The 24068-nt window shown below is 73.0% G+C and carries 26 protein-coding genes; 19 read left to right on the forward strand and 7 right to left on the reverse strand.

Annotation, left to right across the window (positions count from 1 at the left end):
- The first annotated feature begins 9 nt into the window (after positions 1 to 9).
- From ispG to ABD352_RS44390, 3 genes are all read left to right on the forward strand, one after another.
- Complete coding sequence (gene ispG / locus ABD352_RS44380; protein ID WP_344618621.1) at positions 10 to 1176, forward strand: flavodoxin-dependent (E)-4-hydroxy-3-methylbut-2-enyl-diphosphate synthase; 1167 nt, start codon at positions 10 to 12, stop codon at positions 1174 to 1176.
- A 371-nt stretch (positions 1177 to 1547) separates the two neighbouring features.
- A complete protein-coding gene (locus ABD352_RS44385; RefSeq protein ID WP_344618622.1) occupies positions 1548 to 2387 on the forward strand; it encodes a GNAT family N-acetyltransferase in 840 nt (279 codons plus the stop codon).
- Positions 2388 to 2467: 80 nt separating this feature from the next.
- Positions 2468 to 3064: a hypothetical protein gene (locus ABD352_RS44390; protein WP_344618623.1), complete on the forward strand. Its 597-nt coding sequence runs from the start codon at positions 2468 to 2470 to the stop codon at positions 3062 to 3064.
- A 41-nt stretch (positions 3065 to 3105) separates the two neighbouring features.
- Here ABD352_RS44390 and ABD352_RS44395 read toward each other — a convergent pair whose 3' ends face one another.
- Positions 3106 to 3558: a hypothetical protein gene (locus ABD352_RS44395; protein ID WP_344618624.1), complete on the reverse strand. Its 453-nt coding sequence runs from the start codon at positions 3556 to 3558 to the stop codon at positions 3106 to 3108.
- Positions 3559 to 3667: 109 nt separating this feature from the next.
- Positions 3668 to 4486 (reverse strand): helix-turn-helix transcriptional regulator, encoded by an 819-nt coding sequence (locus ABD352_RS44400; RefSeq protein ID WP_344618625.1) that lies wholly within the window; start codon positions 4484 to 4486, stop codon positions 3668 to 3670.
- A 103-nt stretch (positions 4487 to 4589) separates the two neighbouring features.
- On the opposite strand from ABD352_RS44400, the gene ABD352_RS44405 reads away from it, so the two are divergent.
- Positions 4590 to 5288: an SDR family NAD(P)-dependent oxidoreductase gene (locus ABD352_RS44405; RefSeq protein ID WP_344618626.1), complete on the forward strand. Its 699-nt coding sequence runs from the start codon at positions 4590 to 4592 to the stop codon at positions 5286 to 5288.
- A gap of 156 nt (positions 5289 to 5444) precedes the next feature.
- Here the strand turns inward: ABD352_RS44405 and ABD352_RS44410 are convergent, their stop codons facing one another.
- The gene (locus ABD352_RS44410) at positions 5445 to 6317 is read right to left on the reverse strand and encodes a LysR family transcriptional regulator (RefSeq protein WP_344618627.1); all 873 of its coding nucleotides are present in this window, start codon (positions 6315 to 6317) and stop codon (positions 5445 to 5447) included.
- A gap of 70 nt (positions 6318 to 6387) precedes the next feature.
- On the opposite strand from ABD352_RS44410, the gene ABD352_RS44415 reads away from it, so the two are divergent.
- Complete coding sequence (locus ABD352_RS44415; protein WP_344618628.1) at positions 6388 to 6738, forward strand: YybH family protein; 351 nt, start codon at positions 6388 to 6390, stop codon at positions 6736 to 6738.
- On the opposite strand, the gene ABD352_RS44420 is transcribed toward ABD352_RS44415, so the two are convergent.
- Positions 6735 to 9179 (reverse strand): GcvT family protein, encoded by a 2445-nt coding sequence (locus tag ABD352_RS44420; RefSeq protein ID WP_344618629.1) that lies wholly within the window; start codon positions 9177 to 9179, stop codon positions 6735 to 6737. The genes ABD352_RS44415 and ABD352_RS44420 overlap by 4 nt on opposite strands.
- Before the next feature lie 213 nt (positions 9180 to 9392).
- Here ABD352_RS44420 and ABD352_RS44425 point away from each other — a divergent pair, with 213 nt between their 5' ends.
- The 9 genes from ABD352_RS44425 (at position 9393) to ABD352_RS44465 (ending at position 18577) form a co-directional block, all read left to right on the forward strand.
- The gene (locus ABD352_RS44425; protein WP_344618630.1) at positions 9393 to 10352 is read left to right on the forward strand and encodes a phosphotransferase; all 960 of its coding nucleotides are present in this window, start codon (positions 9393 to 9395) and stop codon (positions 10350 to 10352) included.
- A 9-nt stretch (positions 10353 to 10361) separates the two neighbouring features.
- A complete protein-coding gene (locus ABD352_RS44430) occupies positions 10362 to 11909 on the forward strand; it encodes an amino acid permease (RefSeq protein WP_344618631.1) in 1548 nt (515 codons plus the stop codon).
- A gap of 61 nt (positions 11910 to 11970) precedes the next feature.
- Positions 11971 to 12714 carry a FadR/GntR family transcriptional regulator gene (locus tag ABD352_RS44435; protein ID WP_344618632.1) on the forward strand — a complete coding sequence of 248 codons (744 nt, stop codon included), beginning with the start codon at positions 11971 to 11973 and terminating at the stop codon, positions 12712 to 12714.
- Between the two features lie 42 nt (positions 12715 to 12756).
- Positions 12757 to 14109, forward strand: a complete 1353-nt coding sequence (locus ABD352_RS44440) for a glutamine synthetase family protein (RefSeq protein WP_344618633.1) — start codon at positions 12757 to 12759, stop codon at positions 14107 to 14109.
- Positions 14110 to 14120: 11 nt separating this feature from the next.
- On the forward strand, positions 14121 to 15476 hold the full coding sequence (locus ABD352_RS44445) for an aldehyde dehydrogenase family protein (protein ID WP_344618634.1): 1356 nt from the start codon (positions 14121 to 14123) through the stop codon (positions 15474 to 15476).
- Positions 15477 to 16241 carry a 3-oxoacyl-ACP reductase gene (locus tag ABD352_RS44450; protein ID WP_344618635.1) on the forward strand — a complete coding sequence of 255 codons (765 nt, stop codon included), beginning with the start codon at positions 15477 to 15479 and terminating at the stop codon, positions 16239 to 16241.
- A complete protein-coding gene (locus ABD352_RS44455; RefSeq protein WP_344618636.1) occupies positions 16238 to 16936 on the forward strand; it encodes a gamma-glutamyl-gamma-aminobutyrate hydrolase family protein in 699 nt (232 codons plus the stop codon). Before ABD352_RS44450 ends, ABD352_RS44455 begins: the two co-directional genes overlap by 4 nt.
- 14 nt (positions 16937 to 16950) lie before the next feature.
- The gene (locus ABD352_RS44460; protein ID WP_344618637.1) at positions 16951 to 17853 is read left to right on the forward strand and encodes a TIGR03619 family F420-dependent LLM class oxidoreductase; all 903 of its coding nucleotides are present in this window, start codon (positions 16951 to 16953) and stop codon (positions 17851 to 17853) included.
- Between the two features lie 4 nt (positions 17854 to 17857).
- Positions 17858 to 18577: a gamma-glutamyl-gamma-aminobutyrate hydrolase family protein gene (locus ABD352_RS44465; protein ID WP_344618638.1), complete on the forward strand. Its 720-nt coding sequence runs from the start codon at positions 17858 to 17860 to the stop codon at positions 18575 to 18577.
- A gap of 64 nt (positions 18578 to 18641) precedes the next feature.
- On the opposite strand, the gene ABD352_RS44470 is transcribed toward ABD352_RS44465, so the two are convergent.
- Entirely contained in the window at positions 18642 to 18827 is a 186-nt protein-coding gene (locus ABD352_RS44470) for a hypothetical protein (protein ID WP_344618639.1), read from the reverse strand.
- Between the two features lie 53 nt (positions 18828 to 18880).
- Between ABD352_RS44470 and map the strand changes: the two genes are divergently transcribed.
- Together map and ABD352_RS44480 are read left to right on the forward strand one after the other, a co-directional pair.
- The gene (gene map / locus ABD352_RS44475) at positions 18881 to 19738 is read left to right on the forward strand and encodes a type I methionyl aminopeptidase (protein ID WP_344618640.1); all 858 of its coding nucleotides are present in this window, start codon (positions 18881 to 18883) and stop codon (positions 19736 to 19738) included.
- 34 nt (positions 19739 to 19772) lie between these two features.
- Positions 19773 to 20477: a VIT1/CCC1 transporter family protein gene (locus ABD352_RS44480; protein ID WP_344618641.1), complete on the forward strand. Its 705-nt coding sequence runs from the start codon at positions 19773 to 19775 to the stop codon at positions 20475 to 20477.
- Positions 20478 to 20734: 257 nt separating this feature from the next.
- Here the strand turns inward: ABD352_RS44480 and ABD352_RS44485 are convergent, their stop codons facing one another.
- Both ABD352_RS44485 and ABD352_RS44490 read right to left on the reverse strand, forming a co-directional pair.
- Positions 20735 to 21166: a ferritin-like domain-containing protein gene (locus tag ABD352_RS44485; RefSeq protein ID WP_344618642.1), complete on the reverse strand. Its 432-nt coding sequence runs from the start codon at positions 21164 to 21166 to the stop codon at positions 20735 to 20737.
- The gene (locus ABD352_RS44490; RefSeq protein ID WP_344618643.1) at positions 21163 to 21657 is read right to left on the reverse strand and encodes a hypothetical protein; all 495 of its coding nucleotides are present in this window, start codon (positions 21655 to 21657) and stop codon (positions 21163 to 21165) included. The genes ABD352_RS44485 and ABD352_RS44490 overlap by 4 nt, the downstream gene beginning before the upstream one ends.
- Positions 21658 to 22131: 474 nt before the next feature.
- On the opposite strand from ABD352_RS44490, the gene rimP reads away from it, so the two are divergent.
- Genes rimP through ABD352_RS44505 form a run of 3 tightly spaced genes read left to right on the forward strand, consistent with a single transcriptional unit; the run spans position 22132 to position 24043 of the window.
- Positions 22132 to 22671 carry a ribosome maturation factor RimP gene (gene rimP, locus ABD352_RS44495; RefSeq protein ID WP_344618644.1) on the forward strand — a complete coding sequence of 180 codons (540 nt, stop codon included), beginning with the start codon at positions 22132 to 22134 and terminating at the stop codon, positions 22669 to 22671.
- Entirely contained in the window at positions 22668 to 23702 is a 1035-nt protein-coding gene (nusA, locus tag ABD352_RS44500; RefSeq protein WP_344618645.1) for a transcription termination factor NusA, read from the forward strand. The genes rimP and nusA overlap by 4 nt, the downstream gene beginning before the upstream one ends.
- A gap of 35 nt (positions 23703 to 23737) precedes the next feature.
- Positions 23738 to 24043 (forward strand): YlxR family protein, encoded by a 306-nt coding sequence (locus tag ABD352_RS44505; protein ID WP_425553918.1) that lies wholly within the window; start codon positions 23738 to 23740, stop codon positions 24041 to 24043.
- Positions 24044 to 24068: the final 25 nt, after the last annotated feature.

Genomic DNA, 24068 nt, shown 5'->3' on the forward strand with positions numbered 1-24068 from the left:
CGCATCCCTATGACCGCTGTCAGCCTCGGCCTGCCCGCAGTGCCGCCGCCCTCGCTGGCGCCCCGGCGCAAGTCCCGTCAGATCATGGTCGGCTCGGTGCCCGTCGGTGGCGGCGCACCGGTGTCGGTCCAGTCGATGTGCACCACACTCACCGCGGACGTCAACGCCACGCTGCAGCAGATCGCCGAGCTCACGGCGTCGGGCTGCCAGATCGTGCGCGTCGCCGTGCCGAGCCAGGACGACGTCGAGGCCCTGCCGGCCATCGCCAAGAAGTCGCAGATCCCGGTGATCGCCGACATCCACTTCCAGCCGAAGTACGTCTTCGCCGCCATCGACGCCGGCTGCGCCGCGGTCCGCGTCAACCCGGGCAACATCCGCCAGTTCGACGACAAGGTCAAGGAGATCGCCAAGGCCGCCTCCGACGCCGGCGTGCCCATCCGCATCGGCGTGAACGCGGGCTCCCTCGACAAGCGGCTGCTGGAGAAGCACGGCAAGGCCACCGCCGAGGCCCTCGTGGAGTCGGCGCTGTGGGAATGCTCCCTGTTCGAGGAGCATGGCTTCCGCGACATCAAGATCTCGGTCAAGCACAACGACCCGGTCGTGATGATCCGCGCCTACCGCCAGCTCGCCGAGCAGTGCGAGTACCCGCTGCACCTGGGCGTCACCGAGGCCGGCCCGGCCTTCCAGGGCACCATCAAGTCCTCCGTCGCCTTCGGCGCCCTGCTGGCCGAGGGCATCGGCGACACCATCCGCGTCTCCCTCTCCGCCCCGCCGGTCGAGGAGATCAAGGTCGGCAACGCCATCCTGGAGTCCCTGGGCCTGCGCGAGCGCGGCCTGGAGATCGTCTCCTGCCCGTCCTGCGGCCGCGCCCAGGTCGACGTGTACACCCTGGCCGACCAGGTCCACGCCGCGCTGGACGGCTTCCCGGCCCCCCTGCGCGTCGCCGTCATGGGCTGCGTGGTGAACGGCCCCGGCGAGGCCCGCGAGGCCGACCTGGGCGTGGCGTCGGGCAACGGCAAGGGCCAGATCTTCGTCAAGGGCCAGGTCATCAAGACCGTCCCGGAGTCGCAGATCGTGGAGACCCTGGTCGAGGAGGCCCTGCGCCTGGCCGAGGAACTGGGCGTCGACCTGCCGGAGGAACTGCGCGGCGTGGGCCCGTCGGTCACCGTGCACTAGGGGCGCCGTCACGCTGCGCATTTCCACCCAAGGTCAACTTGGAGCCATCTGTTACGGTGGATTGAGCAGCGCGCCGCCGCCGGGGTCCGACGCCTGAGTACCCTCACCCGTCGCCGGCCCCTCTGGAGGACGCGGCCCCTGGCCCCGGAACGCGCTGAGAAAGCGCGCCGCGGCCCGGGGCGACCGCGGCGGCGAGTGGTGGTTTGCCGGTCGCTCAAAATGGTTAGGGTTGTGGGAGCCTGGGGTTGCGGGGCAGTACTCCGCGGGGGTGAAGCGGGCCTGGGCGAGCGCGCGGCCGCCCGGCGGCGCGCCGTTCACTGGCCCGAGGGTATGTGCAGCCGTACCCCGACGGATCTGGCAGGCTGGTACGCATGCTGACGGTGGCAGCGCGACTGCTCGGCGACGCCGAGCGCGGGTCGGTGGAGCGGCTGCTCGATCGAGACCCGTTCGGAGGAGCCCAGGTCGCCGAGCGCGTGTCGATGGCCGGTCTGGCCTGGTGGCGGCAGGACGCGCGGATCTTCGGCTACGGGTCGCGGCGCAACCTCGAGTCGCTGTGCTGGATCGGCGCGAACCTCATCCCCGTGCATGCGTCCACGGCCGCGGTGGCGGCCTTCGCCGAGATGGTGGCGGGCGAGCCGCGCGGATGCTCGTCGATCGTCGGGTCGGCGGACGCGGTGCTCGGACTCTGGTCCCACCTCGTGCCGACGTGGGGGCCCTCCCGGGACGTGCGGCCCAACCAGCCACTCATGGCGATCAGCTCGCCGTCGCCGATCGCGCCCGATCCCGAGGTCCGGCTGGTCCGGCCCGACGAGATCGACGCGCTGTTCCCCGCCGCCGTCGCCATGTACACCGAGGAGGTCGGGGTCTCGCCGACCGCCGACGGCGGCGAGCGGTCCTATCGCGAGCGGATCGGGGAGCTCGTGCGGGCGCGGCGGGCCTACGCGCGGTTTCACCACGGCCGGGTGATCTTCAAGGCGGAGCTGGCGGTGGTCACGCGGCACACCGCCCAGATCCAGGGGGTCTGGACCGATCCCGAGCTGCGCGGGCACGGGCTGGCCACGGCGGGGATCGCGGCCGTGGTGAGAGACGCGTTGCGCAGGGTGGCGCCATCGGTCAGCCTGTATGTCAACGACTACAACACGGCGGCCCGGCGCGTGTACGAGCGCTGCGGGTTCCAACAGGTCGGCACGTTCGCGACGGTTTTGTTCTAATCCCGGACAAATCGCCCGTCCGGGGCGCATGATCAACGAGGGACCCCCCAACGCAGGCGGCCGAACGAGGGGATGCTCGGATGGGCCAGATGACCCGGCAGATCGGGCCGAACACGACCCGGTACTACTGGTACCCCGGCGACAAGAAGGAGTGGCTGCGCGCGCTGCTCGCGGTGGTGGCCGGCGGGGCGGTGCTGGGGCTCTCGTACCTGCTCCTGCGCAGCTGGCTGGTGTCCACCGTGCTCGGGCTGTCCGCCGCCAGCGGGGTGTTCGGGTTCAATCTCGGGCGGCGGGACCTCGCCGCGGCCGAGGCGCTCAACGCGCGGACGCCCCGGCGCGAGGCGGCCTCGGCGGCCGGGCGGGGGGCCTGGCGCGGGTTCGCCGAGGGGGCGGCGGCCGCGTTCGCGGCGCTGATCATCGTGCATCTGCCGGCCACCGGGGTGGTCGCGGACTGGCTGCTGCCGCTGGTGCCGGCGGTGGTCGGGGGGATCGCGCGGCAGGCGGCGCTGCTCACCGTCCGGCTCAGCCACCAGTCCGAGCGGGCCTCCGAGTTCGCCGGGCCGGATGCGGCGCGGCGCAATGCCGAGGACGAGCCGACCCGGCGGGTGGGCGACGACCCGGATGCGACCGTGACCCGGCCGGTCGCCGCCGATCCCGACGCCACGCGGGTCGCCTGAGCGGCACGGCCGCGGCCCCGGCGGCACGGCCGCGGACCCGCCTACGGTGCGGGCATCGCGGCGGGCGGCAGGTGGCGCTCCAGCGCGGAGCGCAGCGCGGCGCGGCCGGGTTGCGTCAGCCAGGTCACGACGGTGAACGTGTCGCGACCGTCGTGGGTCCTGGGTCGTGGCATCGACGGGCTACCGGCGGGGACCGCGACACCGTGTGGTCCGGTCGGTGTCGCCTCCAGCGACGGGGTGCCCCAGCGCCGGACGAGGCGCACCGTCTCCAGCGCCGGCCACCGCACCAGCATCGGATACGAGCCCTGACTGGCCAGCTCCAGGCCGGCACTGGAGATCCGCAGCCAGTCCCGGCACCACCGCCAGCGCAGCAGGGCGAACGTCGCGGCGTAGGTGATCGATCCGGCAAGGGTGTTGCCGCCCAGCACCAGCCACTGCGCCACGGACATCGGGACGGGTGCCGCCGCCAAAGCGATGAGCAGCACAGAAGACACCGCCGCGGATATCGTCAGCGCAAACCCGAACGAGCGCCAGAAGCCGGGACGGAACGTAACCGCGTCCGCGGCGGGCAGAGGAATCAGTTCCGGGCGCGGCATGCCGTCATCATATCGATGGAATGCGCCCACGCAGGCCGCACAGCACGTCAGCGGCGTGGGTGCCGGGGGCCGCGGTGTAGAAGACGACCCGCTGGCCCTGCTCGTCGGCGTGCAGCAGCTGGCACTCGAGGACCAGTTCGCCGTGCACGGGATGGGTCAGGGTCTTCACCGTGGTCCGCCGCACGCACACCCGGTGCTCGTTCCAGCGGCGCGTGAACTCCGGGCTGGCGGCGTGCAGCCGGGCGATCAGGGAGCGGATGCCCTCGTCGTCCGGGTACCGCACGGACGCCGCCCGCAGGTCGGCCAGCGACTCGTCGGCGAAGGCCAGGGCCTCGGGCGGGGAGTCCGGGGTCAGTGGCCAGGGGCCGCAGAAGGCGTTCCAGATCATGTTGCGCTCGGGCGGGGGCTCGCCCATCAGCCGGACCGCCATCGCGTTCCAGGCCAGGAGGTCGTACTTCGCGTCGATCACGAACGCCGGGGTGTCGTCGAGCCGGTCGAGGAGGTGGCGGATGCCGGACGAGACGATCTGGCTCGGGCCGGAGGGCGGGCCGGGCTGCTCGCCGGCCAGCTGGAAGAGGTACGCGCGCTCGTCCTCGAACAGCCGCAGCGCCCGGCCGAGGGCGGCGAGCACCTGCCGCGACGGGCGGGGGCCGCGGCCCTGCTCCATCCGCGCGTAGTAGTCCACCGAGATGCCGGCCAGCCGGGCGACCTCCTCGCGGCGCAGGCCCGGCGTGCGGCGGCGCGTGCCCGCGGGCAGGCCCGCGTCGGACGGGCTGACCCGCGCCCGGCGGTCCCGCAGGAAGTCGGCCAGCAGCGCCCGGTTCATGTGTTCCATGCTGCGCGATCCCGCCCGCCCGAACCAGGGACCGGCGATCCGATGTTCGCCGCGTCTCTCCCGCCGGGCGCCCCCGCGCCCGACGGTTGGAGCCATGACGACCAAGACCGCCCTCGTCACCGGGGGCAACAAGGGCATCGGGCTGGAGATCGCCCGGGGGCTGCGCGACGTCGGGTTCGAGGTGCTGCTCGGGGCCCGCGACCCGATCCGCGGCAAGGAGGCGGCCGAGGCGATCGGGGCGACCGCGGTGCCGCTCGACGTGACCGACGAGGACTCGATCGCCCGTCTCGCGGAGGGGATCGAGGTGCTCGACGTCCTCGTCAACAACGCCGGCATCCTGCTGGAGCGCGGGGCGCCGCCGAGCGGGATCCCGGTGCAGATGCTGCGGGACACCTTCGCCGTCAACGTGTTCGGCGTGGTGGCCGTGACCAACGCGCTGCTGCCGGCGCTGCGGCGGGCCCCGGCGGCGCGGATCGTGAACCTCGGCAGCGGGCTGGGGTCGCTCGCGTACGCCGCGGACGCGGAGCACGTGTATGCGCGCAATCCCCTGCTGGCGTACAACTCCTCGAAGTCGGCCCTGAGCGCGGTGACGCTCGCGTACGCCAACGAGCTGCGGGGGACGTCGATCAAGGTGAACGTCGCGGACCCCGGGTACTGCGCCACCGACCTGAATGGGCACGCGGGGCCGCGCACGCCGGGGCAGGGCGCGGTCGCGGCGATCCGGCTCGCGACGCTGCCCGACGACGGGCCGACGGGCGGCTTCTTCGACGAGGAAGGGGCAGTGCCCTTCTAGGGCGCGGTGAGGAAGGGGCGGTGCCCTTCTAGGGCGCGGTGAGGAAGGGGCGGTGCCCTTCTAGGGCGCGGTGAGGAAGGGGCGGTGCCCTTCTAGGGCGCGGTGAGGAAGGGGCAGTGCCCTTCTAGGGCACGGTGAGGAAAGGGCAGTGCCCTTCTAGAGCGACGCGCGGGCGTGGGCGAGCCACGCGGCCGCGGCGGGGCTGGTCGGGCCGGAGCGCCGCCAGGCCAGCCCCAGGCGCCCGCGCAGAGACGGGCGGACGATGCGCAGCGCGTGCAGGTGCGCGCGGTGGCGGGCGATGGAGGACGGCAGGATGGCCACGCCCAGGCGCCGCGCGGCCAGCTGCTCCAGCACCGCGGGGGAGCCCGCCTCGAACGCCACCCGCGGCGTGAAGCCGGCCGCCGCGCACGCCTCGTCGAGGATCGCGCGGATGCCGCCGCCGCGCGGCAGGCAGATCAGCGCGCGGTCGCGCAGCGCGGTGAGCGGGATCGTGTCCCGGCCGGCGAGCTCGTGCCCGGGCCACACGGCGGCGTCGATGGCCTCGTCGGTGACCACGTGGACGTCCAGGCCGTCCGGGTCGGCGGCGCCGAGGGCGACGATTGCCGCGTCCAGGCGGCCCTCGCGCACGTCGTCGACGAGCCGCTCGGACGCGTCCTCGACCAGCGTGATCTCGACCAGCGGGTGGCGGGCGTTGAAGTCCGCGAGGATGCCGGCCAGGTCGACGGTGTGCGAGGTGACGGTGCCGATCGCGACGCGCCCGCGCGTGAGGCCGGTCAGCTCGTCGACGGCCTGGCAGGCGCCTTCCACGGCGGCCAGCGCGGCGCGGGCGTAGGGCAGCACGGCCCGCCCGGCCGCGGTCGGGCGCACCGCGCGGGCGGAGCGGTCCAGCAGCGGCTGGCCGAGCTCCCGCTCCAGCTTGCGGATCTGCGCGCTCACCCCGGGCTGGGCGATGTGCAGGCGCGCGGCCGCGCGGGTGAAGCCGCCCTCCTCGACGACCGCGACGAGGTACTCCAGCTGGTGCAGCTCCATAACCGATGATTCTAGATCCGATCGGGAACCGTTCTTGGAGTTCTGCGCGCGGGTGCGGCACGGTGGAGACATGACCATCAAGGCCGAGACTCCCGAGGACATCACCCGCCTGTTCGTCGAGCGGGCCAACGCCGGCGACGTGGACGGGCTCGTCGAGCTCTACGAGCCGGACGCGGTGCTCGCGTACCCGCCGGGGAGCACCTCCGTCGGGCACGACGCGATCCGGGCCGTGTTCGCGACGATGCTCCAGCACGTGCCGAGGTTCGAGCCGGAGGACGCCCTGCCGACCGTCCGGCACGGCGACCTCGCGCTGACGTCGACCGCGGCCAAGGACGGCACGGGCGGCCGCGTGCAGGTCGTGCGCCGCCAGGCCGGCGGCGGCTGGCTCCGGGTGATCGACCGGCCGGAGCAGCGCGGCTAGCCGCGGATTCGAGTCATGTTGGGGTCGTACAGCGGATCCTGGCGAACCACGCCCGGCACCCAGCGGTCGAAGACGCTCACGTCGACCGGGGTGCCGGCGGGGACGTCCCCGGGCAGGTAGGCGAAGGCGATCGACGCGCCGACCCGGTAGCCGAACCCGCCCGACGTGACCCGCCCGGCCGGCACGCCGTTGACGCGCACCGGCTCGCCGCCCAGGCAGACCGTGCCCGGGTCGTCCAGCACCAGGCAGCGCAGGCGGCGCGGGGGCGGCCCGGCCGCGCGCGCCGCCAGCAGCGCCTCGCGGCCCAGGAACGGCTTGTCCAGGCGCACGAACTGGCCCAGGCCGGCGGCGAAGGGGTCCGTGTCGGTGGTGAGGTCGCTGCCCCACACCCGGTAGCCCTTCTCCAGCCGCATCGAGTCGATCGCGCGGTAGCCGCCCGGGCGCAGGCCGAACCCGTCGCCGGCCTCGAGCAGCAGGTCCCACAGGGTCAGCACGTACTCGGTCGGGGCGTAGAGCTCCCAGCCGAGCTCGCCGACGAACGTGACGCGCTGCGCGAGGACGGGGACCGGGCCGGCGAAGAGGCGCTCGGCCCGCATGAACGGGAAGTCCAGCGGGGTGTCGGTGAGCGGCTGCAGGACGTCGCGGGCGCGGGGGCCCCACAGGCACAGGCAGCCGTAGGCGCCGGTGACGTCGTCGACGAGCGCGTCCGCGCCCGCGGCCAGGGCGTGCTTGCGGATCCAGTCGGCGTCGCGCACGCCGCTGGCGGTGCTCGTCACGACGCGGAAGTGGGCGTCGGCCAGCCGGGTGACCGTCACGTCGGCCTCGATGCCCCCGCGGGCGTTGAGCATCTGGGTGTACGTCATGGCGCCCACCGGCCGGTCGACGTCGTTGGCGCACAGGTGCTGCAGCAGGCCGAGCGCGCCCGGGCCGCGCACGTCGAGCTTGGCGAAGGACGACTGGTCGAACAGCCCGGCCGCCGACGCGGTCGCGGCCACCTCGCCGGCGATCGCCGGGGACCAGTGCCGCCCGGCCCAGCCCTTGGGGCGCTGGGCCTGCGGGGTGAGCGCGGCGTTGGACTCGAACCAGTTGGCCCGCTCCCAGCCGGCCTTCTCGCCCAGGGCGGCGCCCAGGCCGGCCAGCCGGGGCCAGACGGCGGAGCGGCGCAGCGGCCGCGCGGTCGCCCACTCCTGGCCGGGGTAGACGACGTCGTAGTAGCGGGAGTAGCCGTCCAGCGCCCGCGCGGACGCCCAGCGGCGCGACGCGCTGTGGGCGCCGAAGCGGCGTACGTCCATCGTGGACACGTCGTACTCCGGCGTGCCGTCGGCGATCCACTCGGCCATCACCTTGCCGACGCCGCCGGCCGCGGCCAGCCCGTGCACGCAGAAGCCGGCGGCCACCCAGAGGCCGGCGACCGGGGTCTCGCCGAGCAGGAACTCCCCGTCCGGGGTGAACGCCTCCGGGCCGTGCACGACGCGGGCCATGTCCAGCTCGCGCAGCGCGGGGACGCGGTGGCGGGCGTTGGCCCACGACTCGGCGAAGGTGGCGAGGTCGGGCTCGAAGAGGGTGCGCGGCGCGTCCAGCGGGGCGCCGGACTCCGGGCGCCAGAGCGCGGGCTCGCGCACGTAGCCGCCGACCAGCAGCGCGGTGTCGTCGGCGCCGCGGAAGTACACGATGCGGTCCGGGTCGCGCACCGTCGGCACGGCGTCGGTCGAGGCGCCGCCCGGGAGCGGCTCGGTCACGACGTACTGGTGCTTGATGGGCACGATCGGCAGCTCGACGCCGGCCAGCCGGGCGACGTGGCCCGCGGCCGCGCCGGCGGCGTTGACGACCACCTCGGCGGCGATCGGGCCGGCCGGGGTCATGACGCCGCGGACCCGGCCGCCCTCCACGGCGATGCCGGTGACCTTCGTGCCGGTGACGATGCGCACGCCCAGGCGCTCGGCCCCGGCGGCCAGCGCGGCCGCCAGGCGGGCCGGCTCCAGCCAGCCGTCGCCGGGCAGCCAGCCGGCCAGGCGCACGTCGGCGACGTTGAGCAGCGGCAGCCGGTCGAGCGTCTCGGCCGGCCCGAGCAGCGCCATGTCCAGGCCGTAGGTGGTGGCGGAGCTCGCCTGGCGGCGCAGCTCCTCGACCCGCTCGGGCGTTGTGGCCAGGCGCAGGCCGCCGACGCCGCGCCAGCCGGGGTCGAGGCCGGTGAGCTCGCGCAGCTCGGCGTAGAGGCCGGAGGAGTACATGATCATGCGGGTCTGGCTGACCGTCGAGCGCAGCTGGCCGACGAAGCCGGCGGAGTGCCAGGTCGTGCCCTCGGTGAGCGCGTGCTGCTCGAGCAGCAGCACGTCGGTCCAGCCGAGGCGGGCGAGGTGGTACGCGATGGAGCATCCGGCCACGCCGCCGCCGATCACGACCGCGCGGGCGGCGCGGGGCGGCTCCGTCTCGATCGACATCGCATGATTGTGAACCCGGCGATGTGCCGCGGAAAAGGTCTGAACGCGTGCCAACTGTTTCCGGCTGGTAAACGTGAGGATCGCTCTTGACGGGCGGCTTACAGCGGCGTTAACTCGGTCCCACTATGACGCCGATCACTTCGAGCTGGCCAGGCCAAAGGCGTTAAAGGCCTGGTTTCGCCCGAATTCGGCGCGGCGAAGGGGCCGGATGCCATGAGTGCGGTGCCGTCGGTCGCGGACCTGCTGGAGCGGGTCCCGTCGTGGGTGGGCCGCGCGGTCGAGTGGCGCCGGCTCGAGGGCGGCCTGTCGCACCACGTGTACCGCGTGGACGTCGACGGCGTGCCGTACGTGCTGCGGGTGCTCGAACCGGCCGTGTCCGCGGCCGGGCTCGGCATCGCGCCCGAGCGGGAGATCGCCAACACCCGCGCGGCCGCGGCGAGCGTCGGCGCCCAGGTCTACGCCGTGCTGCCCGACGTCCCGGCGGTCGTGCTCGAGTTCCTGCCCGGGCGCACTCTCTCGGCGGCCGAGGTGCGCCGCCCCGAGGTGATTCCGGCGCTGGCGCTCGCGTGCCGCCGGCTGCACGCCGGGCCGGCCTTCGACAACGACTTCGACATCTTCGCCAAGCGGGAGGAGCTGCTGGGCGTCTGCGCGCGGCACGACCTGCCGCTCCCGGGCGGGTACGCCGACCACTCGTCCACAGTGGACGTGATCCGGGCGGCGCTCGCGGAGGCGGCGCTGCCCGCCGTACCGTGCCACAACGATCTCCTCGCGGAGAACTTCATCGCGACGTCCAGCGGCGTGCGGATCGTCGACTACCAGCTCTCCGGCAACAACGACCCGGCGTTCGAGCTCGGCGACATCGCGGCCGAGGCGGACTACGACCCGGACCAGGCCGGCCGGCTGGCCGGCGCCTACTTCGGCCAGGCGCTCACGCCGGCGCTGCTGGCCCGGGTCCGGCTGTTCCAGATCGCGTCCAACGTCACCTGGGCGCTGTGGTTCACCGTCCACCATGGACTCCTCGCTGCCGCCCGCGGCGGGGATGCGGTGGGCTTTGACTACGACGCCGAGGCGGCCGACAAGTGGGGCCAGGCGCGCGACGCGCTGGAGGACCCCGGGCTCGGGCGCCTGCTCGGCACGGTGACCGGAAGGAACACACCCACCCCCAACACATAGGAGGTGCCCATGACGGCTACGTCGACTCAAGCCGATGACGACGAGAAGCGTCTCGCCGAGCTGGGCTACAAGCAGGAACTGCGGCGCAAGTGGAGCGGGTTCTCCAACTTCGCCATCTCGTTCTCCATCATCTCGATCCTCGCCGGGTGCTTCACCACCTTCGGCCAGGCCTGGATGAACGGCGGCCCGATCGCCATCTCCTGGGGCTGGCCGCTCATCTCGATCTTCATCCTGATCATCGGCTTCTGCATGTCGGAGCTGGTCTCGGCCTACCCGACCGCGGGCGGGATCTACTGGTGGGCGGCCCGGATGGGCAAGCCGGTGCACGGCTGGTTCACCGGCTGGCTCAACCTCGTCGGCCTCGTCGCCGTCACCGCGTCGGTCGACTACGGCTGTGCCACCTTCCTCAGCCTCGTCCTGGACGCCTACACCTCGTGGGACAGCACGAACCTGTACCTCACGTTCCTGCTCTTCGTGGTGATCCTGTCCGCGCACATGGTCATCAACATCTGGGGCCACGCGATCATCGACGTGCTGCAGAACGTCTCGGTGTGGTGGCACGTGTTCGGCTCGGCCGTGGTCGTGCTGATCCTGGTCTTCGTGCCCGAGAAGCACCAGAGCCTCGAGTTCGTCTTCACCCAGCGGTTCAACAACTCCGGGTACTCCGACGCCACCTACTGGTTCCTGGTGCTGCCGTTCGGGTTCCTCCTCACGCAGTACACCATCACGGGTTTCGACGCTTGTGCCCACGTCTCGGAGGAGACCCTCGGCGCCTCGAAGGCGGCCGCGCGGGGGCTGTGGCAGTCGATCTTCTACTCGGCCATCGGCGGCTGGATCCTGCTGCTGTCGTTCCTCTTCGCCGCGACCGACGTGGACGCCATCACCAAGGCCGGCGGGTTCTCCGGCGCCATCTTCGAGACGTCGCTGAGCCCCGGCTTCTTCAAGGCCGTCATCCTCATCTCGACGATCGGCCAGTTCTTCTGCGGGATGAGCTGCATCACCAGCATGTCGCGCATGACGTACGCGTTCAGCCGCGACCGCGCGGTGCCGGGCTGGCGGCTGTGGTCCAAGGTGGACCGCAACGGCACCCCCGTCAACGCCATCGTCGGCGCCTCGATCGCCGGCCTCGTGCTGACGCTGCCGGCCCTGTGGAAGAGCCCGACCGGCGTGCCGACCGCGTTCTACGCCGTCGTCTCCGTCGCCGTCATCGGCCTCTACGTCGCCTTCCTCATCCCGATCTACCTGCGGCTGCGCATGGGCGACCGGTTCGTGCCGGGGCCGTGGACGCTCGGGAGCAAGTACAAGGTGCTCGGCTGGATCGCCGTGATCGAGATCGTCATCGTGTCGATCTACTTCATCATGCCGTTCACGCCGGCCGCGGTCCCGGGCAACGACGGCTTCACCTGGACCGCGGTGAACTACGCGCCGCTGGCCCTGTTGCTGGTCATCGGCGGCGCCGCGCTGTGGTGGGCGGTGTCGGCCAAGCACTGGTTCAAGGGCCCGATCCGCACCATCGACGAGGCCGTGGCCGAGGACACGGCGGCCGTGACGGAGTAGGAGATGATGGTTCCGGGCCGCGCGGTCGCGTGCCGGCCCGGGACCGTCGCGGGGAGGTCGGATGCCGGTGGCTGCGGAGCCCCTGTCGGGCGTGCCGATGTGGCGGCCGGTCCGGGGCGGCAACGCCTTCGAGATCACCGTCGCCCGGCTGGCCCAGGCGATCCGGCTCGGGCTGGTGCCGGTAGGTGAGCGACTCCCGCCCGAGCGCGAGCTGGCGGAGCGGCTCCAGGTCAGCCGGGTCACGCTGCGGGAGGCGATCGCCGCCCTGCGCGAGGCCGGGTTCCTGGAGTCGCGCCGGGGCCGCTCCGGCGGCACGTTCGTGGTCCGGGCCAACGGGGAGCCCACCGCGGCCGAGCCGGCCCGCGACGCCGCGGAGCTGGCCCGGGAGATGGGCGACGCGCTGCACGACGCGCTGGACTTCCGGCGGGTGCTGGAGCCGGGCGCGGCCGCGCTGGCCGCGACCCGCGCGCTGGCCGCGCCCGACCGCGCGCACCTGGTCGCGTGCCTGGCCGCCGCGCGGACGCGTGACCCGCTCACCCGGCGGGTCAACGACTCGCGGCTGCACCTGGCGATCGCCGCGGCCGGCGGGTCCACGTCGGTGGCGGCCGCGATCGCCGACGTACAGCTGCGCCTGGACCGCCTCCTCGCGGCGATCCCGGTGCTGCGGCGCAACCTCGACCACTCCGACGCCCAGCACGAGCGCGTGGTCGAGGCGATCCTGGCCGGCGACCCGCACGTGGCGCGCAGCGAGATGGAGCAGCACTGCGACGCCACCGCGGCCCTGTTGCGCGGCCTGCTCGGATGAGCTTATGGTTTCTTTCCAGACCTTTAGGGGACGGGACGTCAGATGTTGACCGTGGAACAGCTGCGCATCGCCGTTGACGAGGGCGAGATCGACACCGTCATCGTGGCCGTCACCGACATGCAGGGACGGCTACAGGGCAAGCGCTTCCACGCCGCGCACTTCCTGGCCGACGTCGTCGCGCACGGCACCGAGGGCTGCAACTACCTGCTCGCCGTCGACGTGGACATGAACACGGTGGACGGCTACGCGATGTCCTCCTGGGCCGGCGGCTACGGGGACTTCGCGATGATCCCCGACTTCGCCACCCTGCGCCGAATCCCGTGGCACCCCGGCACCGCGCTGGTCCTCGCCGACCTGCGGCTGCTGTCCGGCGGCTCGGTCACCGCGTCGCCCCGCCAGATCCTGCAGGCCCAGCTGGGCGCGCTCGGGGGCGCCGGGTTCACCGCCTACACGGGCACCGAGCTCGAGTTCATCGCGTTCCGGGACTCCTACGAGGACGCGTTCCGGCGGGGGTACCGCGACCTGACCCCCGTGACTCTGTTCAACTCCGACTACTCGCTGCTGCAGACCGCGCGCGTGGAGCCGCTGCTGCGCCGGATCCGCAACGAGATGGCCGGCGCCGGGCTCGTGCCGGAGAGCGCCAAGGGCGAGTGCAACCTCGGCCAGCTCGAGATCGCGTTCCGGTACGACGCCGCGCTGGCCAACGCCGACGGGCACGTGCTGTACAAGAACGGCGCGAAGGAGATCGCCGCGCAGGAGGGCGTCTCCATCACCTTCATGGCCAAGCCCAACGCCCGCGAAGGTAACTCCTGCCACATCCACTTCTCGCTGCGCTCGGTCGCGGACGGACGCCCGGCCGTGGCCGGGGACGGGCCGCACCACCTGTCGCCGGTGTTCGCCTCCGCCATGGCCGGCATCCTGGCCACGATGCGCGAGTTCACCCTCTTCTACGCGCCGAACATCAACTCGTACAAGCGCTTCCAGGCCGGCTCGTTCGCCCCAACCGCGGTGCGCTGGGGCGTGGACAACCGCACCTGCGCGCTGCGCCTCGTCGGGCATGGCCCGTCCATGCGGGTCGAGAACCGGGTGCCGGGGGCCGACGTGAACCCGTACCTGGCCATCGCCGCCATGGCCGCGGGCGCGCTGCACGGCATCCGCGAGGGACTGGCGCTGGAGGACGTGTACACCGGCAACGCCTACGAGGACGCCGCCGCCCCGCGGGTGCCGGCCACGCTGCGCGAGGCGCTGCAGCTGTGGGAGGGCAGCGCGGCCGCGCGGGAGGCGTTCGGCGAGGACGTCGTCGCGCATTACGCCAACATGGCCCGCATCGAGCTGGCAGCGTTTGACGCGGCGGTTACCGACTGGGAGCTGACCCGCGGCTTCGAGCGTCTCTAGGAAGGTTCTCCATGCACGACGTCATCTCGCCGGTCACCGAGGAGGTCGTCGCGACGGTTCCGTCGCTGACCGAGGAGGAGACCGACGCCGCGATCGAGCGCGCCCATGCCGCGTTCGCCACCTGGCGCGCGGTCGCGCCCGGCGACCGCGCGCGGCTGCTGCGCCGCTTCGCCGCCGTGGTCGACGCGCACAACGAGGAGCTGGCCCAGCTCGAGGTGCGCAACGCCGGGCACACCATCGGCAACGCCCGCTGGGAGGCCGGCAACGTCCGCGACGTGCTGAACTTCTACGCCGGCGCGCCCGAGCGGCTCAGTGGCCGCCAGATCCCCGTCGCCGGCGGGCTCGACGTCACCTTCTACGAGCCGCTCGGCGTGGTCGGGGTCATCGTGCCCTGGAACTTCCCCATGCCGATCGCCGGCTGGGGCTTCGCGCCCGCCCTCGCGGCCGGCAACACCGTGGTGCTCAAGCCGGCCGAGCTCACCCCGCTGACCGCGATCCGGCTCGGCGAGCTGGCCCTGGAGGCCGGGCTGCCGGAGGGCGTGTTCACGGTACTGCCGGGCAAGGGCTCCGTCGTGGGTCAGCGCTTCGTCACCCACCCGCTCGTGCGCAAGGTCTGCTTCACCGGCTCCACCGAGGTCGGCAAGCGCATCATGGCCGGCTGCGCCGAGCAGGTGAAGCGGGTGACCCTGGAGCTGGGCGGCAAGAGCGCCAACATCGTCTTCGCCGACGCGGACCTCGCCAAGGCGGCCGCGTCCGCGCCCGGATCCGTCTTCGACAACGCCGGCCAGGACTGCTGCGCGCGGTCGCGGCTGCTCGTGCAGGCGAGCGTCTACGACGAGTTCATGGGGCTGCTGGAGGAGTCGGTCAAGGCGTTCCGGTGCGAGGACCCGGCCCTGGACAGCGCCCAGATGGGCCCGCTCATCTCGGCCGGCCAGCGCGACACGGTGCGCTCCTTCGTCTCCGACGACGCGATCGCCTTCCGCGGCACCGCCCCCGACGGCCCCGGCTACTGGATGGCCCCGACCGTGCTCACCGCCCGCTCCACCCAGGACCGGCACTGGCGCGAGGAGATCTTCGGCCCCGTCCTGTCGGTGCTGCGCTTCGACGACGAGGACGAGGTGATCCGGCTGGCCAACGACACGGAGTACGGACTGTCCGGCTCGATCTGGACCCGCGACCTGGGCCGCGGCATCCGCGTCGCCCGCGGCGTGGAGTCGGGCAACCTCAGCGTCAACTCGCACTCCTCGGTGCGCTACTGGACCCCGTTCGGCGGGGTCAAGCAGAGCGGTCTCGGCCGCGAGCTCGGCCCGGACGCGCTCACCGCGTTCAGCGAAGTCAAGAACGTCTTCTTCAGCACGGAGGTTTAGGTGCAACGTCTGCAGGACCGCGTCGCGGTCATCACCGGCGCCGGCAGCGGCATCGGCCTCGCGACCGCGCGGCGCTTCGCGTCCGAGGGCGCCAAGGTGGTCGCGGTCGACCTCAACGAGGACGCCGGCAAGGCCGCCGCCGAGGAGGTGGGCGGCGAGTTCGTCGCCGCCGACGTGGCCGACGAGGCCGCGGTCAAAGCCCTCTTCGACGGCGTCGCCGAGCGCTACGGGCGGCTGGACATCGCGTTCAACAACGCCGGCATCTCCCCGCCCGACGACGACTCCATCCTCGACACCGGCCTCGAGGCGTGGGAGCGCGTGCTGAAGGTCAACAGCACCAGCGTGTACTTCTGCTGCAAGTACGCCATCCCGCACATGCTCGCCCAGGGCAAGGGCTCCATCATCAACACGGCCAGCTTCGTGGCCCTCATGGGCGCGGCGACCTCGCAGATCGCCTACACCGCCTCCAAGGGCGCCGTGCTGTCCATGACCCGCGAGCTCGGCGTGCAGTTCGCCCGGCAGGGGGTGCGGGTCAACGCGCTGTGCCCCGGCCCGATCGCCACCCCGCTGCTCATGGAGCTCTTCGCCAAGGACCCGGAGCGGGCCCAGCGCCGCCTCGTGCACGTGCCGATGGGCCGCTTCGGCACCCCGGAGGAGATCGCGGGCGCGGTCGCGTTCCTGGCCAGCGACGACGCGTCGTTCATCACCGCCTCGACGTTCCTCGTCGACGGCGGCATCACCGGCGCCTACGTCACGCCGCTGTGAGCGCGCGGCCGCTCGTCGGGATCACCGCCTACGCGGAGCCGGCCCGGTGGGGCGTCTGGGACACCCGCGCGGTGCTGATCCCGGAGGCCTACGTGCGGATGGTGCAGGCGGCCGGGGCGCGCCCGGTCGTGCTGCCCGCGGACGACCTCGGCGGCCCCGCGGACGCGGCCGGCCTGGTCGCCCGGCTCGACGGCCTCGTGCTGGCCGGTGGGGCCGACATCGAGCCGTCCCGCTACGGCGCGGCCGCGCACCCGGCCACGAAGACCCGGCCCGACCGCGACGCGGGCGAGCTGGCCGTGCTCGCCGCGGCGCTGGAGGCCGACCTGCCGATCCTCGGCGTGTGCCGGGGCATGGAGCTGCTCGCCGTGGCCTACGGCGGCTCCCTGACCCAGCACCTGCCGGACCTGCTGGGCAGCGAGCGGCATCAGCCGGCCCCCGGGGTGTACGGCGCCCACCCGGCCCGCTTCGCGCCCGGCTCCCGGGCCGAGGCCGTGTTCGGGCCGGTCGCCGAGGTGAACTCGTACCACCACCAGGCGGTCGAGAAGCCCGGCACCCTCGCGGTGACCGGCTGGGCCGACGACGAGGTCGTCGAGGCGGTCGAGGACCCCGGGCGGCGCTTCGTCCTCGGGGTGCAGTGGCACCCCGAGGAGGCCGGCGATGTGCGGCCCTTCGCCGCGCTCGTCGCCGCGATCTGAACTAGGTTCGGAGTATGCGGATCGGGTTCGGACTGCCGGTGTCGGGCACGTGGGCCACGCCAGGCCCGCTCGGGCGGGTCGCGGTGGCGGCCGAACGGGAGGGGTACGACTCCCTCTGGAGCTTCCAGCGGCTCCTCGTCGGGGCCGACCAGCAGCTCGAGCCCGTGTATCGCAGCGTGCTGGACCCGCTGGTGGCGCTGGGCTACGCCGCCGCCCTGACCGAGCGCATCCGGCTCGGGGTGGCGGTGCTCAATCTGCCCTTCGTCTCGCCCGCGTACGTCGCCAAGCAGGTCGCCACGCTGGACGTGCTCAGCGGCGGGCGGATCGACCTGGGTCTGGGCACCGGCTGGTCGGAGGCCGAGTTCGCGGCCACCGGCGCCCAGGGCGGCAAGCGGGCCGCGCGGTCGCGCGAGTACGTCGCCGCGCTGCGCACCCTCTTCCGCGACGAGGTGAGCGAGTTCGGCGGCGAGCTCTACACGGTGCCGCCCAGCCGCATGGCGCCCCGGCCGGTGCAGCCGGGCGGCGTGCCCATCCTGCTCGGCGGCTCCGTGCCGGCCGCGCTGCGCCGGGCCGGGGAGATCGCCGACGGCTGGATCAGCCGCAGCGCGCACGACCTGACCCAGATCCACAAGGACGTGGCGCTGGTGCGCGCGGGCGCGGAGAAGGCCGGGCGCGACCCGGACGAGTTGCGCATCGTGTGCCGCGGCGTGCTCTTCCGGCCCGAGCGGGGCCTGCTCGACGGGTCCTGGGAGAAGATCCGCGAGGACGTCGCGTGGCTCGGCACCCAGGGCGTCACCGAGGTCTTCTACGACCTGAACTGGGATCCGCTGGTGGTCGGCGAGGACGTGGACCCGGTCGCGGCCGAGGAGCGGGCCCTGGGCATCCTGCACAACCTCAGCCCGATGGGTCTAAGTTGAGGTCATGTCGCGACCGGTCATCGGCCTGACCACGTACGCCGAGGAAACCCGCTTCGGCCTCAACGACACCTTCTCCGCAGTCCTGCCGCTCTCCTACGTGCACGCGGTGCACGCCTCGGGCGGCCGGGCGGTCCTCGTCACCCCGGACGACCCCGACATCGACGTGCTCGACGGCCTCGACGGGATCATGTTCACCGGCGGCTCCGACGTGAACCCCGACCTCTACGGCGAGCCCCCGCACGCCACGACCAAGGTCAAGCCCGAGCGCGACGCCGCCGAGCTGCTGCTCATGCAGGCGGCGCTCGCCGCCGACCTGCCGCTGTTCGGCATCTGCCGGGGCATGCAGCTCATGTGCGTCGCCTACGGCGGCCGGCTGCACCAGCACCTGCCCGACGTGCTCGGCCACCACAACCACCGGCCGGTGAGCGGGCCGAAGTTCGGCGAGCACCCGGTGCGGCTGGCCCGGGGCTCCCGCGCGGCGGCGGTGCTGGGCGAGGCGGTGATCGTCAACTCGTTCCACCACCAGGGCTGCGCCGACCCGGGCCGGCTCGTGCCGACCGGCTGGTGCCCGGAGGACGACCTCATCGAGGTCGTCGAGGACCCGTCGAAGACATTCACGGTCGGCGTGCAGTGGCACCCGGAGGACACGACGGACTTCCGCCTGTTCGAGGCCTTCGTGGCGGCCGCCCGCGCCCGCCGGGACAATGTAGCCACACGCCCATAACCGGGCTGGCCTTCGGCCGCGAGGACGCGCCGGCCTCGGCCGTGAGGGCGCTGCTGGCCGCGCGCTAGGAGGCGGCCTCGTCGCCCGTGCGGTGCTCGATGCGCAGGTCAGGCGCGTTCTCGCGGTAGTCCTCGCGGTCGTCGGAGTCCTGCAGTACGGCCTCGGCCTGGGCCTTCGGGTCGTCGCTGCCGGCGGTGCGCTCCTCCGGCAGCAGCTGGGCACGTTCGCGGATGCGGTCGTCATCGATCATGCCTGGGTGGTTACCCGGACAGCCTGGAGTTGATGCGCGTTAGGCTTCGGGCCATGAAGGTTCGCGCCCCGCTCGCCCCCGGCACGCAGACTCCCTGGCGGCAGGTTCCCGCCAATATCGTGCGACCCGAGTACGTCGGCAAGCGCGCGCCCGCCAAGCATCGCGGATCGGACGTGCAGCCGCCGGAGATCATCGAGAAGATGCGCGTCGCCGGGAAGCTGGCCGCGCAGGCGACCGTGCTGGCGGGGGAGCACGCCCAGCCCGGGGTCACCACCGACGAGGTCGACCGCGTGGTGCACGAGTTCCTGTGCGACCACGGGGCGTACCCGTCGACGCTGGGTTACAAGAGCTTCCCGAAGTCGTGCTGCACCTCGCTCAACGAGGTCATCTGCCACGGCATCCCGGACTCGACCGTGATCGAGGACGGCGACATCCTCAACGTCGACGTGACCGCGTTCATCGGCGGGGTGCACGGCGACACCAACCAGACGTTCTGCGTCGGCGACGTCGCCGAGGAGGACCGGCTGCTGGTCGAGCGGACCCGCGAGGCGATGATGCGCGGCATCCGCGCGGTCGCGCCCGGGCGCCCGCTGAACGCGATCGGCCGGGTGATCGAGGCGTACGCCAAGCGCTTCCACTACGGCGTGGTGCGCGACTTCACCGGGCACGGCATCAACGAGGTCTTCCACACCGGGCTCTACGTGCCGCACTACGACAACCCGCGGCTCACCACGATCATGGAGCCCGGCATGACGTTCACCATCGAGCCGATGATCACGCTGGGGACGCACGAGTACGACATGTGGAAGGACGGCTGGACCGTCGTCACCAAGGACCGCAAATGGACCGCGCAGTTCGAGCACACGATCCTCGTGACGGAGGACGGGTACGAGATCCTGACGCTGCCGTGAGCGTTCTGGAGCTGAGCGAAGCGGAGGCGGCGGCGTGAGCCACCCGGCGGCGGACGACGCGCACCATCACTCCGACGTCTCGGGCGGATGGCTGCGGGCCGCGGTCTTCGGGGCCATGGACGGGCTGGTCACCAACATCGCGCTGATCGCCGGGGTCGGCGGGGGCGGGGTGGCCACGCGCGACATCGTGCTCACGGGCTCGGCCGGGCTGGTGGCCGGCGCGATCTCCATGGGGCTGGGCGAGTTCACCAGTGTCCGCGCGCAGAACGAGCAGGTCGCGGCCGAGGTGCTCAAGGAGCGTCAGGAGCTGCAGCGGTACCCCGAGGCAGAGGCCGCCGAACTGGCGCGCATCTGGCAGGACCGCGGCGTGCCGGCCGACCTGGCGCTCGAGGTGGCCACGATCCTGGGGCGCAATCCCGACGCGGCCGTGCGCGTGCACGCGCAGGAGGAGCTGGGTGTCGACCCGGCCGACGTGCCGTCACCGTGGACGGCGGCGATCTCCTCGTTCATCTGCTTCTCGCTGGGGGCCTTCGTCCCGCTGCTGCCGTACCTGCTGGGCGCGGCGTCGCTGCCGGTGGCGCTGGGAGCGGGCGGGGTGGGGCTGTTCGTGGCGGGCGCGCTCGTCGCCCGCTTCACCCGGCGCCCCTGGTGGAGTTCGGGGGCCCGGCAGCTGCTGCTGGGAGCGGCGGCGGCCGGGGCTACCTATCTCATCGGTCATCTCATCGGGGTGGCGGCATAGGTCTCGCGGCCTGTGCCGCCCCGGGGGCAGGTGTTCCCCGAGACGGCAGGCTCACGAGACGGCGTTTGTCGTTGAACGATGCAGCATTTCCTCAACGACGCGGCTGCATCGTCGGACCGGCCCACGCGGTGCGGCGCATGATCGGGTCCTCCTCTCGTCTTGACGCTCGTGGCGTGATGCAACGATCGTCGCCTGCCCGACTCCCCGGCGGGGGGACGCGGCGGAGCAGTGGCACGACTTCGGGAGTCCTCGGAGTTCTACTCGGGTTTGCCCGGGAATGCCGGAACCAGCGGGGTGGTTCCGGCGGCCTTGCGGAAGCCCACGCCGCGCGTTGTGCAGTCGACGAGGGCGTCGAGCGCCACCTTGCGCACGTCGCCGTCGGTGGCCGGCAGGGCCAGGCGCCACTGGGCCGCCGTGCGGTCCTCCAGCAGCGCCGCGAGCTTCAGCGCGGAGGCGCGGTCGGTGACGGCGTACGGCAGCTGGTACGACGCGGCGGTCGGCGGCGGGCTGACCCCGGCCCCGGCCAGCCGGACGGTGAGCGCGTCGCGGCGGGTGCGGTGGGCGTTGTCGGCGTCGTGGGCCAGGGCGGCCGCCGCGGCGTCGAGCCTGGGGCCGAGCACCCCGTAGCCGTAGATGGCGGCGTGCTCGGCCTGCAGCGCGGCCACGAGCCGTTCGTCGGCGGGGGTCACCGCAGCACCTCCTGGTGGCCGGCCCGGCAGGCGGCGATGGAGCCCAGCAGCGCGGCGCGGTAGGACGGCGCGGCCAGGCAGGCGGTCTCCGCGTCCTGGCGGGCGGTCTTCTCGCGGGCGGCGAGGTCGGACAGCGCCGCGCTCTGCTCCGTCGGCACGGGCGCGGACGCGGCGGCACTGGGGTCGGCCGACTCCGACGCCGCCGGGAAGGGCCCCTTCTCGGGCACGCCGATCTCGCGGGCCAGCGCGACGACGTGCTGGTCGTGGTCGTCCTTCAGCGGGCCGAGGCGGTCCTGCAGGGCCGGGAAGGCGGTGAGGACCTCGGCATACCGGTCGCGAAGCGCCACCGTGCGATGCAAGAGCGGCAGCAGTACGTCGGGAGCCTGGCTCGGCTGCGCGGCGGGCTTCGTGCCGAGCGGGTCGCAGGCCGCCACCGAGCCGGCCGAGGCCGCCACGGCGGCGGCGAGGAAGGCGCGTCGGTGGATCAGCACGCCGCCTAGTGAACACCATCCAGGCGATTTGTGCGGCACCGCGTCCGGGGTGGTTCCGCGGGTGGTGCTTCCTGGCGGGCTCGCGCGGGGGCCGTCGCGGGCCCGCGGCCGGGCGTTGATCGCGGCCTCCGCCGCCGACGATGCGCGGCGTGCATCCGGCTTCCTGGCGGCGGCGTAGGGCCTGCCTTCGGCTTCCTGGCGGCGGCGTTGGGGCTGCCTTCGGCTGCCCGGCGGCGGCGCGGCTCTCGTTTTCGGCTGCCCGGCGGCGGCGTGGGCTGTCGCTTTCGGGTCCGGATTCCGGGGGTGACGTGGGGCGCGGGCGTGCGGGGGCGCGCGGCCGGGTGGCGTTCGGAGCGCCGCTGAGACGTTCCGAGTCGCGTCGCGTTACGCTCTGCACGAGCCGCCCGCGCGTGCAGACGCAGGCGGCGTTGAGGCGTGCGCCCGAGCGGGTGCCAGAAGGAGGGGTGTCGATCAATGGCGCAGCAGCATCGACAGCGCCTCCTCGCGGTGGTCGAGCCGGTCGTCGCGGCCGGCGGATACGACCTCGAGGATCTCACCGTCTCCCGCGTCGGGCGGCGGCACCTGCTGCGCATCGCGGTCGACAGCGACGCTGGGGTGGATCTGGACGCGGTGGCCGAGCTGTCCCGTGGCATCTCGTCCGCGCTCGACGCGGCCGAGGCGGGCGGCGACGAGCTGATCGCGGGCGAGTACGAGCTGGAGGTCGGCTCGCCGGGGGTGGAGCGCCCGCTCACGCTCCCGCGACACTGGCGGCGCAACCGCACCCGGCTGGTCAAGGTGAACGCGGCCGGGCAGGAGCTGACCGGGCGGGTGCTCGCCGCCGACGACGCCGGGGTGACCCTCGACGTGGACGGCGACCGGCAGACCCACCCCTACGCCGACCTCGGCCCGGGCAGGGTCCAGGTCGAGCTCAAGCGCCTTGCCGAACTGCCCGACCCCGAAGATGAAGACATCGACGAAGAAGACGACGACGAGGAAGGGGAGGACGGGGAATGAACATCGACCTTGCGGCCCTCCGCGCCCTGGAGCGCGAGCGCGAGATCCCGTTCGAGACCATCCTCGCGGCGATCGAGACCGCGTTGCTGACCGCCTACCGGCACACCGACGGGGCCAACCCGCACGCCCGGGTCGAGATCGACCGGCGCACCGGCGCGGCGTCCGTGCTCGCGCAGGACCTCGACGAGGACGGGGCCATCGTGCGCGAGTACGACGACACCCCGCACGACTTCGGCCGGATCGCGGCGATGACGGCCAAGCAGGTCATCCTGCAGCGGCTGCGCGAGGCGACCGACGAGGCGCACTTCGGCGAGTACGTCGGCCGCGACGGCGACCTGGTCACCGGCGTGATCCAGGCGCACGAGGCGCGGGCCGAGAAGGGCATCGTCACCATCGACCTCGGCAAGATCGAGGGCATGCTGCCGGCCGCCGAGCAGGTCCCGGGCGAGCGCTACGAGCACGGCCAGCGGATCAAGGCCATCGTGGTGCACGTGGCCAAGGGCTTCCGCGGTCCGCAGGTCACGCTGTCGCGCTCCCACCCGAACCTGGTGAAGCGGCTCTTCGCGCTCGAGGTGCCGGAGATCGCCGACGGGACCGTTGAGATCGCCGCGATCGCCCGCGAGGCCGGACACCGGACGAAGATCGCGGTACGTTCGACCGTCGCCGGGGTGAACGCGAAGGGGGCCTGCATCGGCCCGATGGGCCAGCGGGTGCGGGCCGTCATGAGCGAGCTGCACGGTGAGAAGATCGACATTATCGACTGGTCGGAAGACCCGGCGCAGTTTGTCGGAAATGCCCTTTCTCCCGCGAAAGCGCTCAACGTCGAGGTCGTCGACGCGGCCAACCGGGCCGCCCGGGTGACCGTCCCGGACTTCCAACTTTCCCTGGCCATCGGCAGAGAGGGCCAGAACGCACGGCTCGCCGCGCGGCTCACCGGATGGCGGATCGATATCAGACCGGACAACGCTGCGGACAGCAACGTCGATCACGTCACCGGACCGGGCGCGGCGCGCGCCGAAAGTGCAGGGTAGACTTCTTGACGGTACGTCGCACGCCCCCGGCTGGCATGCCCGCGATTCCGGCTACGCCGGTTCGCACATGTATCGGATGCCGGAAGCGTGCGTCATCCTCCGAGTTGCTGCGATTTGTCGCGATCGAGTCAGCCCCTGGCCAGTTCAGGGCGGTGCCCGATCCGGCTCGCAGACGGCCGGGTCGGGGAGCGCACCTGCATCCTGATCCGGCTTGCCTCGCGCTAGCGGAGCGTCGGCGCGCCTTCGGGCGTGCTCTGCGCCTCACCGGGGTCTTCGACGCCGGTCCGCTGGCCGAAGCCGTCGCCTCGGCGGCGGTGACGGAGCCGGAGCATACGCAGTGACCGGAACCGCCGGTGGTGGGAGCGC

It is taken from the genome of Dactylosporangium salmoneum, assembly GCF_039532525.1.
Taxonomy (GTDB): domain Bacteria; phylum Actinomycetota; class Actinomycetes; order Mycobacteriales; family Micromonosporaceae; genus Dactylosporangium; species Dactylosporangium salmoneum.

Coding starts and splice junctions, on each gene's coding strand:
- ABD352_RS44385 (WP_344618622.1), top strand. CDS start 1,548: ATGCTGACGGTGGCAGCGCGACTGCTCGGCGACGCCGAGCGCGGGTCG.
- ABD352_RS44440 (WP_344618633.1), top strand. CDS start 12,757: ATGTTGACCGTGGAACAGCTGCGCATCGCCGTTGACGAGGGCGAGATC.
- nusA (WP_344618645.1), top strand. CDS start 22,668: ATGAACATCGACCTTGCGGCCCTCCGCGCCCTGGAGCGCGAGCGCGAG.
- ABD352_RS44425 (WP_344618630.1), top strand. CDS start 9,393: ATGAGTGCGGTGCCGTCGGTCGCGGACCTGCTGGAGCGGGTCCCGTCG.
- ABD352_RS44445 (WP_344618634.1), top strand. CDS start 14,121: ATGCACGACGTCATCTCGCCGGTCACCGAGGAGGTCGTCGCGACGGTT.
- ABD352_RS44420 (WP_344618629.1), bottom strand. CDS start 9,179: ATGTCGATCGAGACGGAGCCGCCCCGCGCCGCCCGCGCGGTCGTGATC.
- ABD352_RS44505 (WP_425553918.1), top strand. CDS start 23,738: ATGCCCGCGATTCCGGCTACGCCGGTTCGCACATGTATCGGATGCCGG.
- ABD352_RS44470 (WP_344618639.1), bottom strand. CDS start 18,827: ATGATCGATGACGACCGCATCCGCGAACGTGCCCAGCTGCTGCCGGAG.
- ispG (WP_344618621.1), top strand. CDS start 10: ATGACCGCTGTCAGCCTCGGCCTGCCCGCAGTGCCGCCGCCCTCGCTG.
- rimP (WP_344618644.1), top strand. CDS start 22,132: ATGGCGCAGCAGCATCGACAGCGCCTCCTCGCGGTGGTCGAGCCGGTC.
- ABD352_RS44410 (WP_344618627.1), bottom strand. CDS start 6,317: ATGGAGCTGCACCAGCTGGAGTACCTCGTCGCGGTCGTCGAGGAGGGC.
- ABD352_RS44400 (WP_344618625.1), bottom strand. CDS start 4,486: ATGAACCGGGCGCTGCTGGCCGACTTCCTGCGGGACCGCCGGGCGCGG.
- ABD352_RS44460 (WP_344618637.1), top strand. CDS start 16,951: ATGCGGATCGGGTTCGGACTGCCGGTGTCGGGCACGTGGGCCACGCCA.
- ABD352_RS44415 (WP_344618628.1), top strand. CDS start 6,388: ATGACCATCAAGGCCGAGACTCCCGAGGACATCACCCGCCTGTTCGTC.
- ABD352_RS44390 (WP_344618623.1), top strand. CDS start 2,468: ATGGGCCAGATGACCCGGCAGATCGGGCCGAACACGACCCGGTACTAC.
- map (WP_344618640.1), top strand. CDS start 18,881: ATGAAGGTTCGCGCCCCGCTCGCCCCCGGCACGCAGACTCCCTGGCGG.
- ABD352_RS44465 (WP_344618638.1), top strand. CDS start 17,858: ATGTCGCGACCGGTCATCGGCCTGACCACGTACGCCGAGGAAACCCGC.
- ABD352_RS44430 (WP_344618631.1), top strand. CDS start 10,362: ATGACGGCTACGTCGACTCAAGCCGATGACGACGAGAAGCGTCTCGCC.
- ABD352_RS44405 (WP_344618626.1), top strand. CDS start 4,590: ATGACGACCAAGACCGCCCTCGTCACCGGGGGCAACAAGGGCATCGGG.
- ABD352_RS44435 (WP_344618632.1), top strand. CDS start 11,971: ATGCCGGTGGCTGCGGAGCCCCTGTCGGGCGTGCCGATGTGGCGGCCG.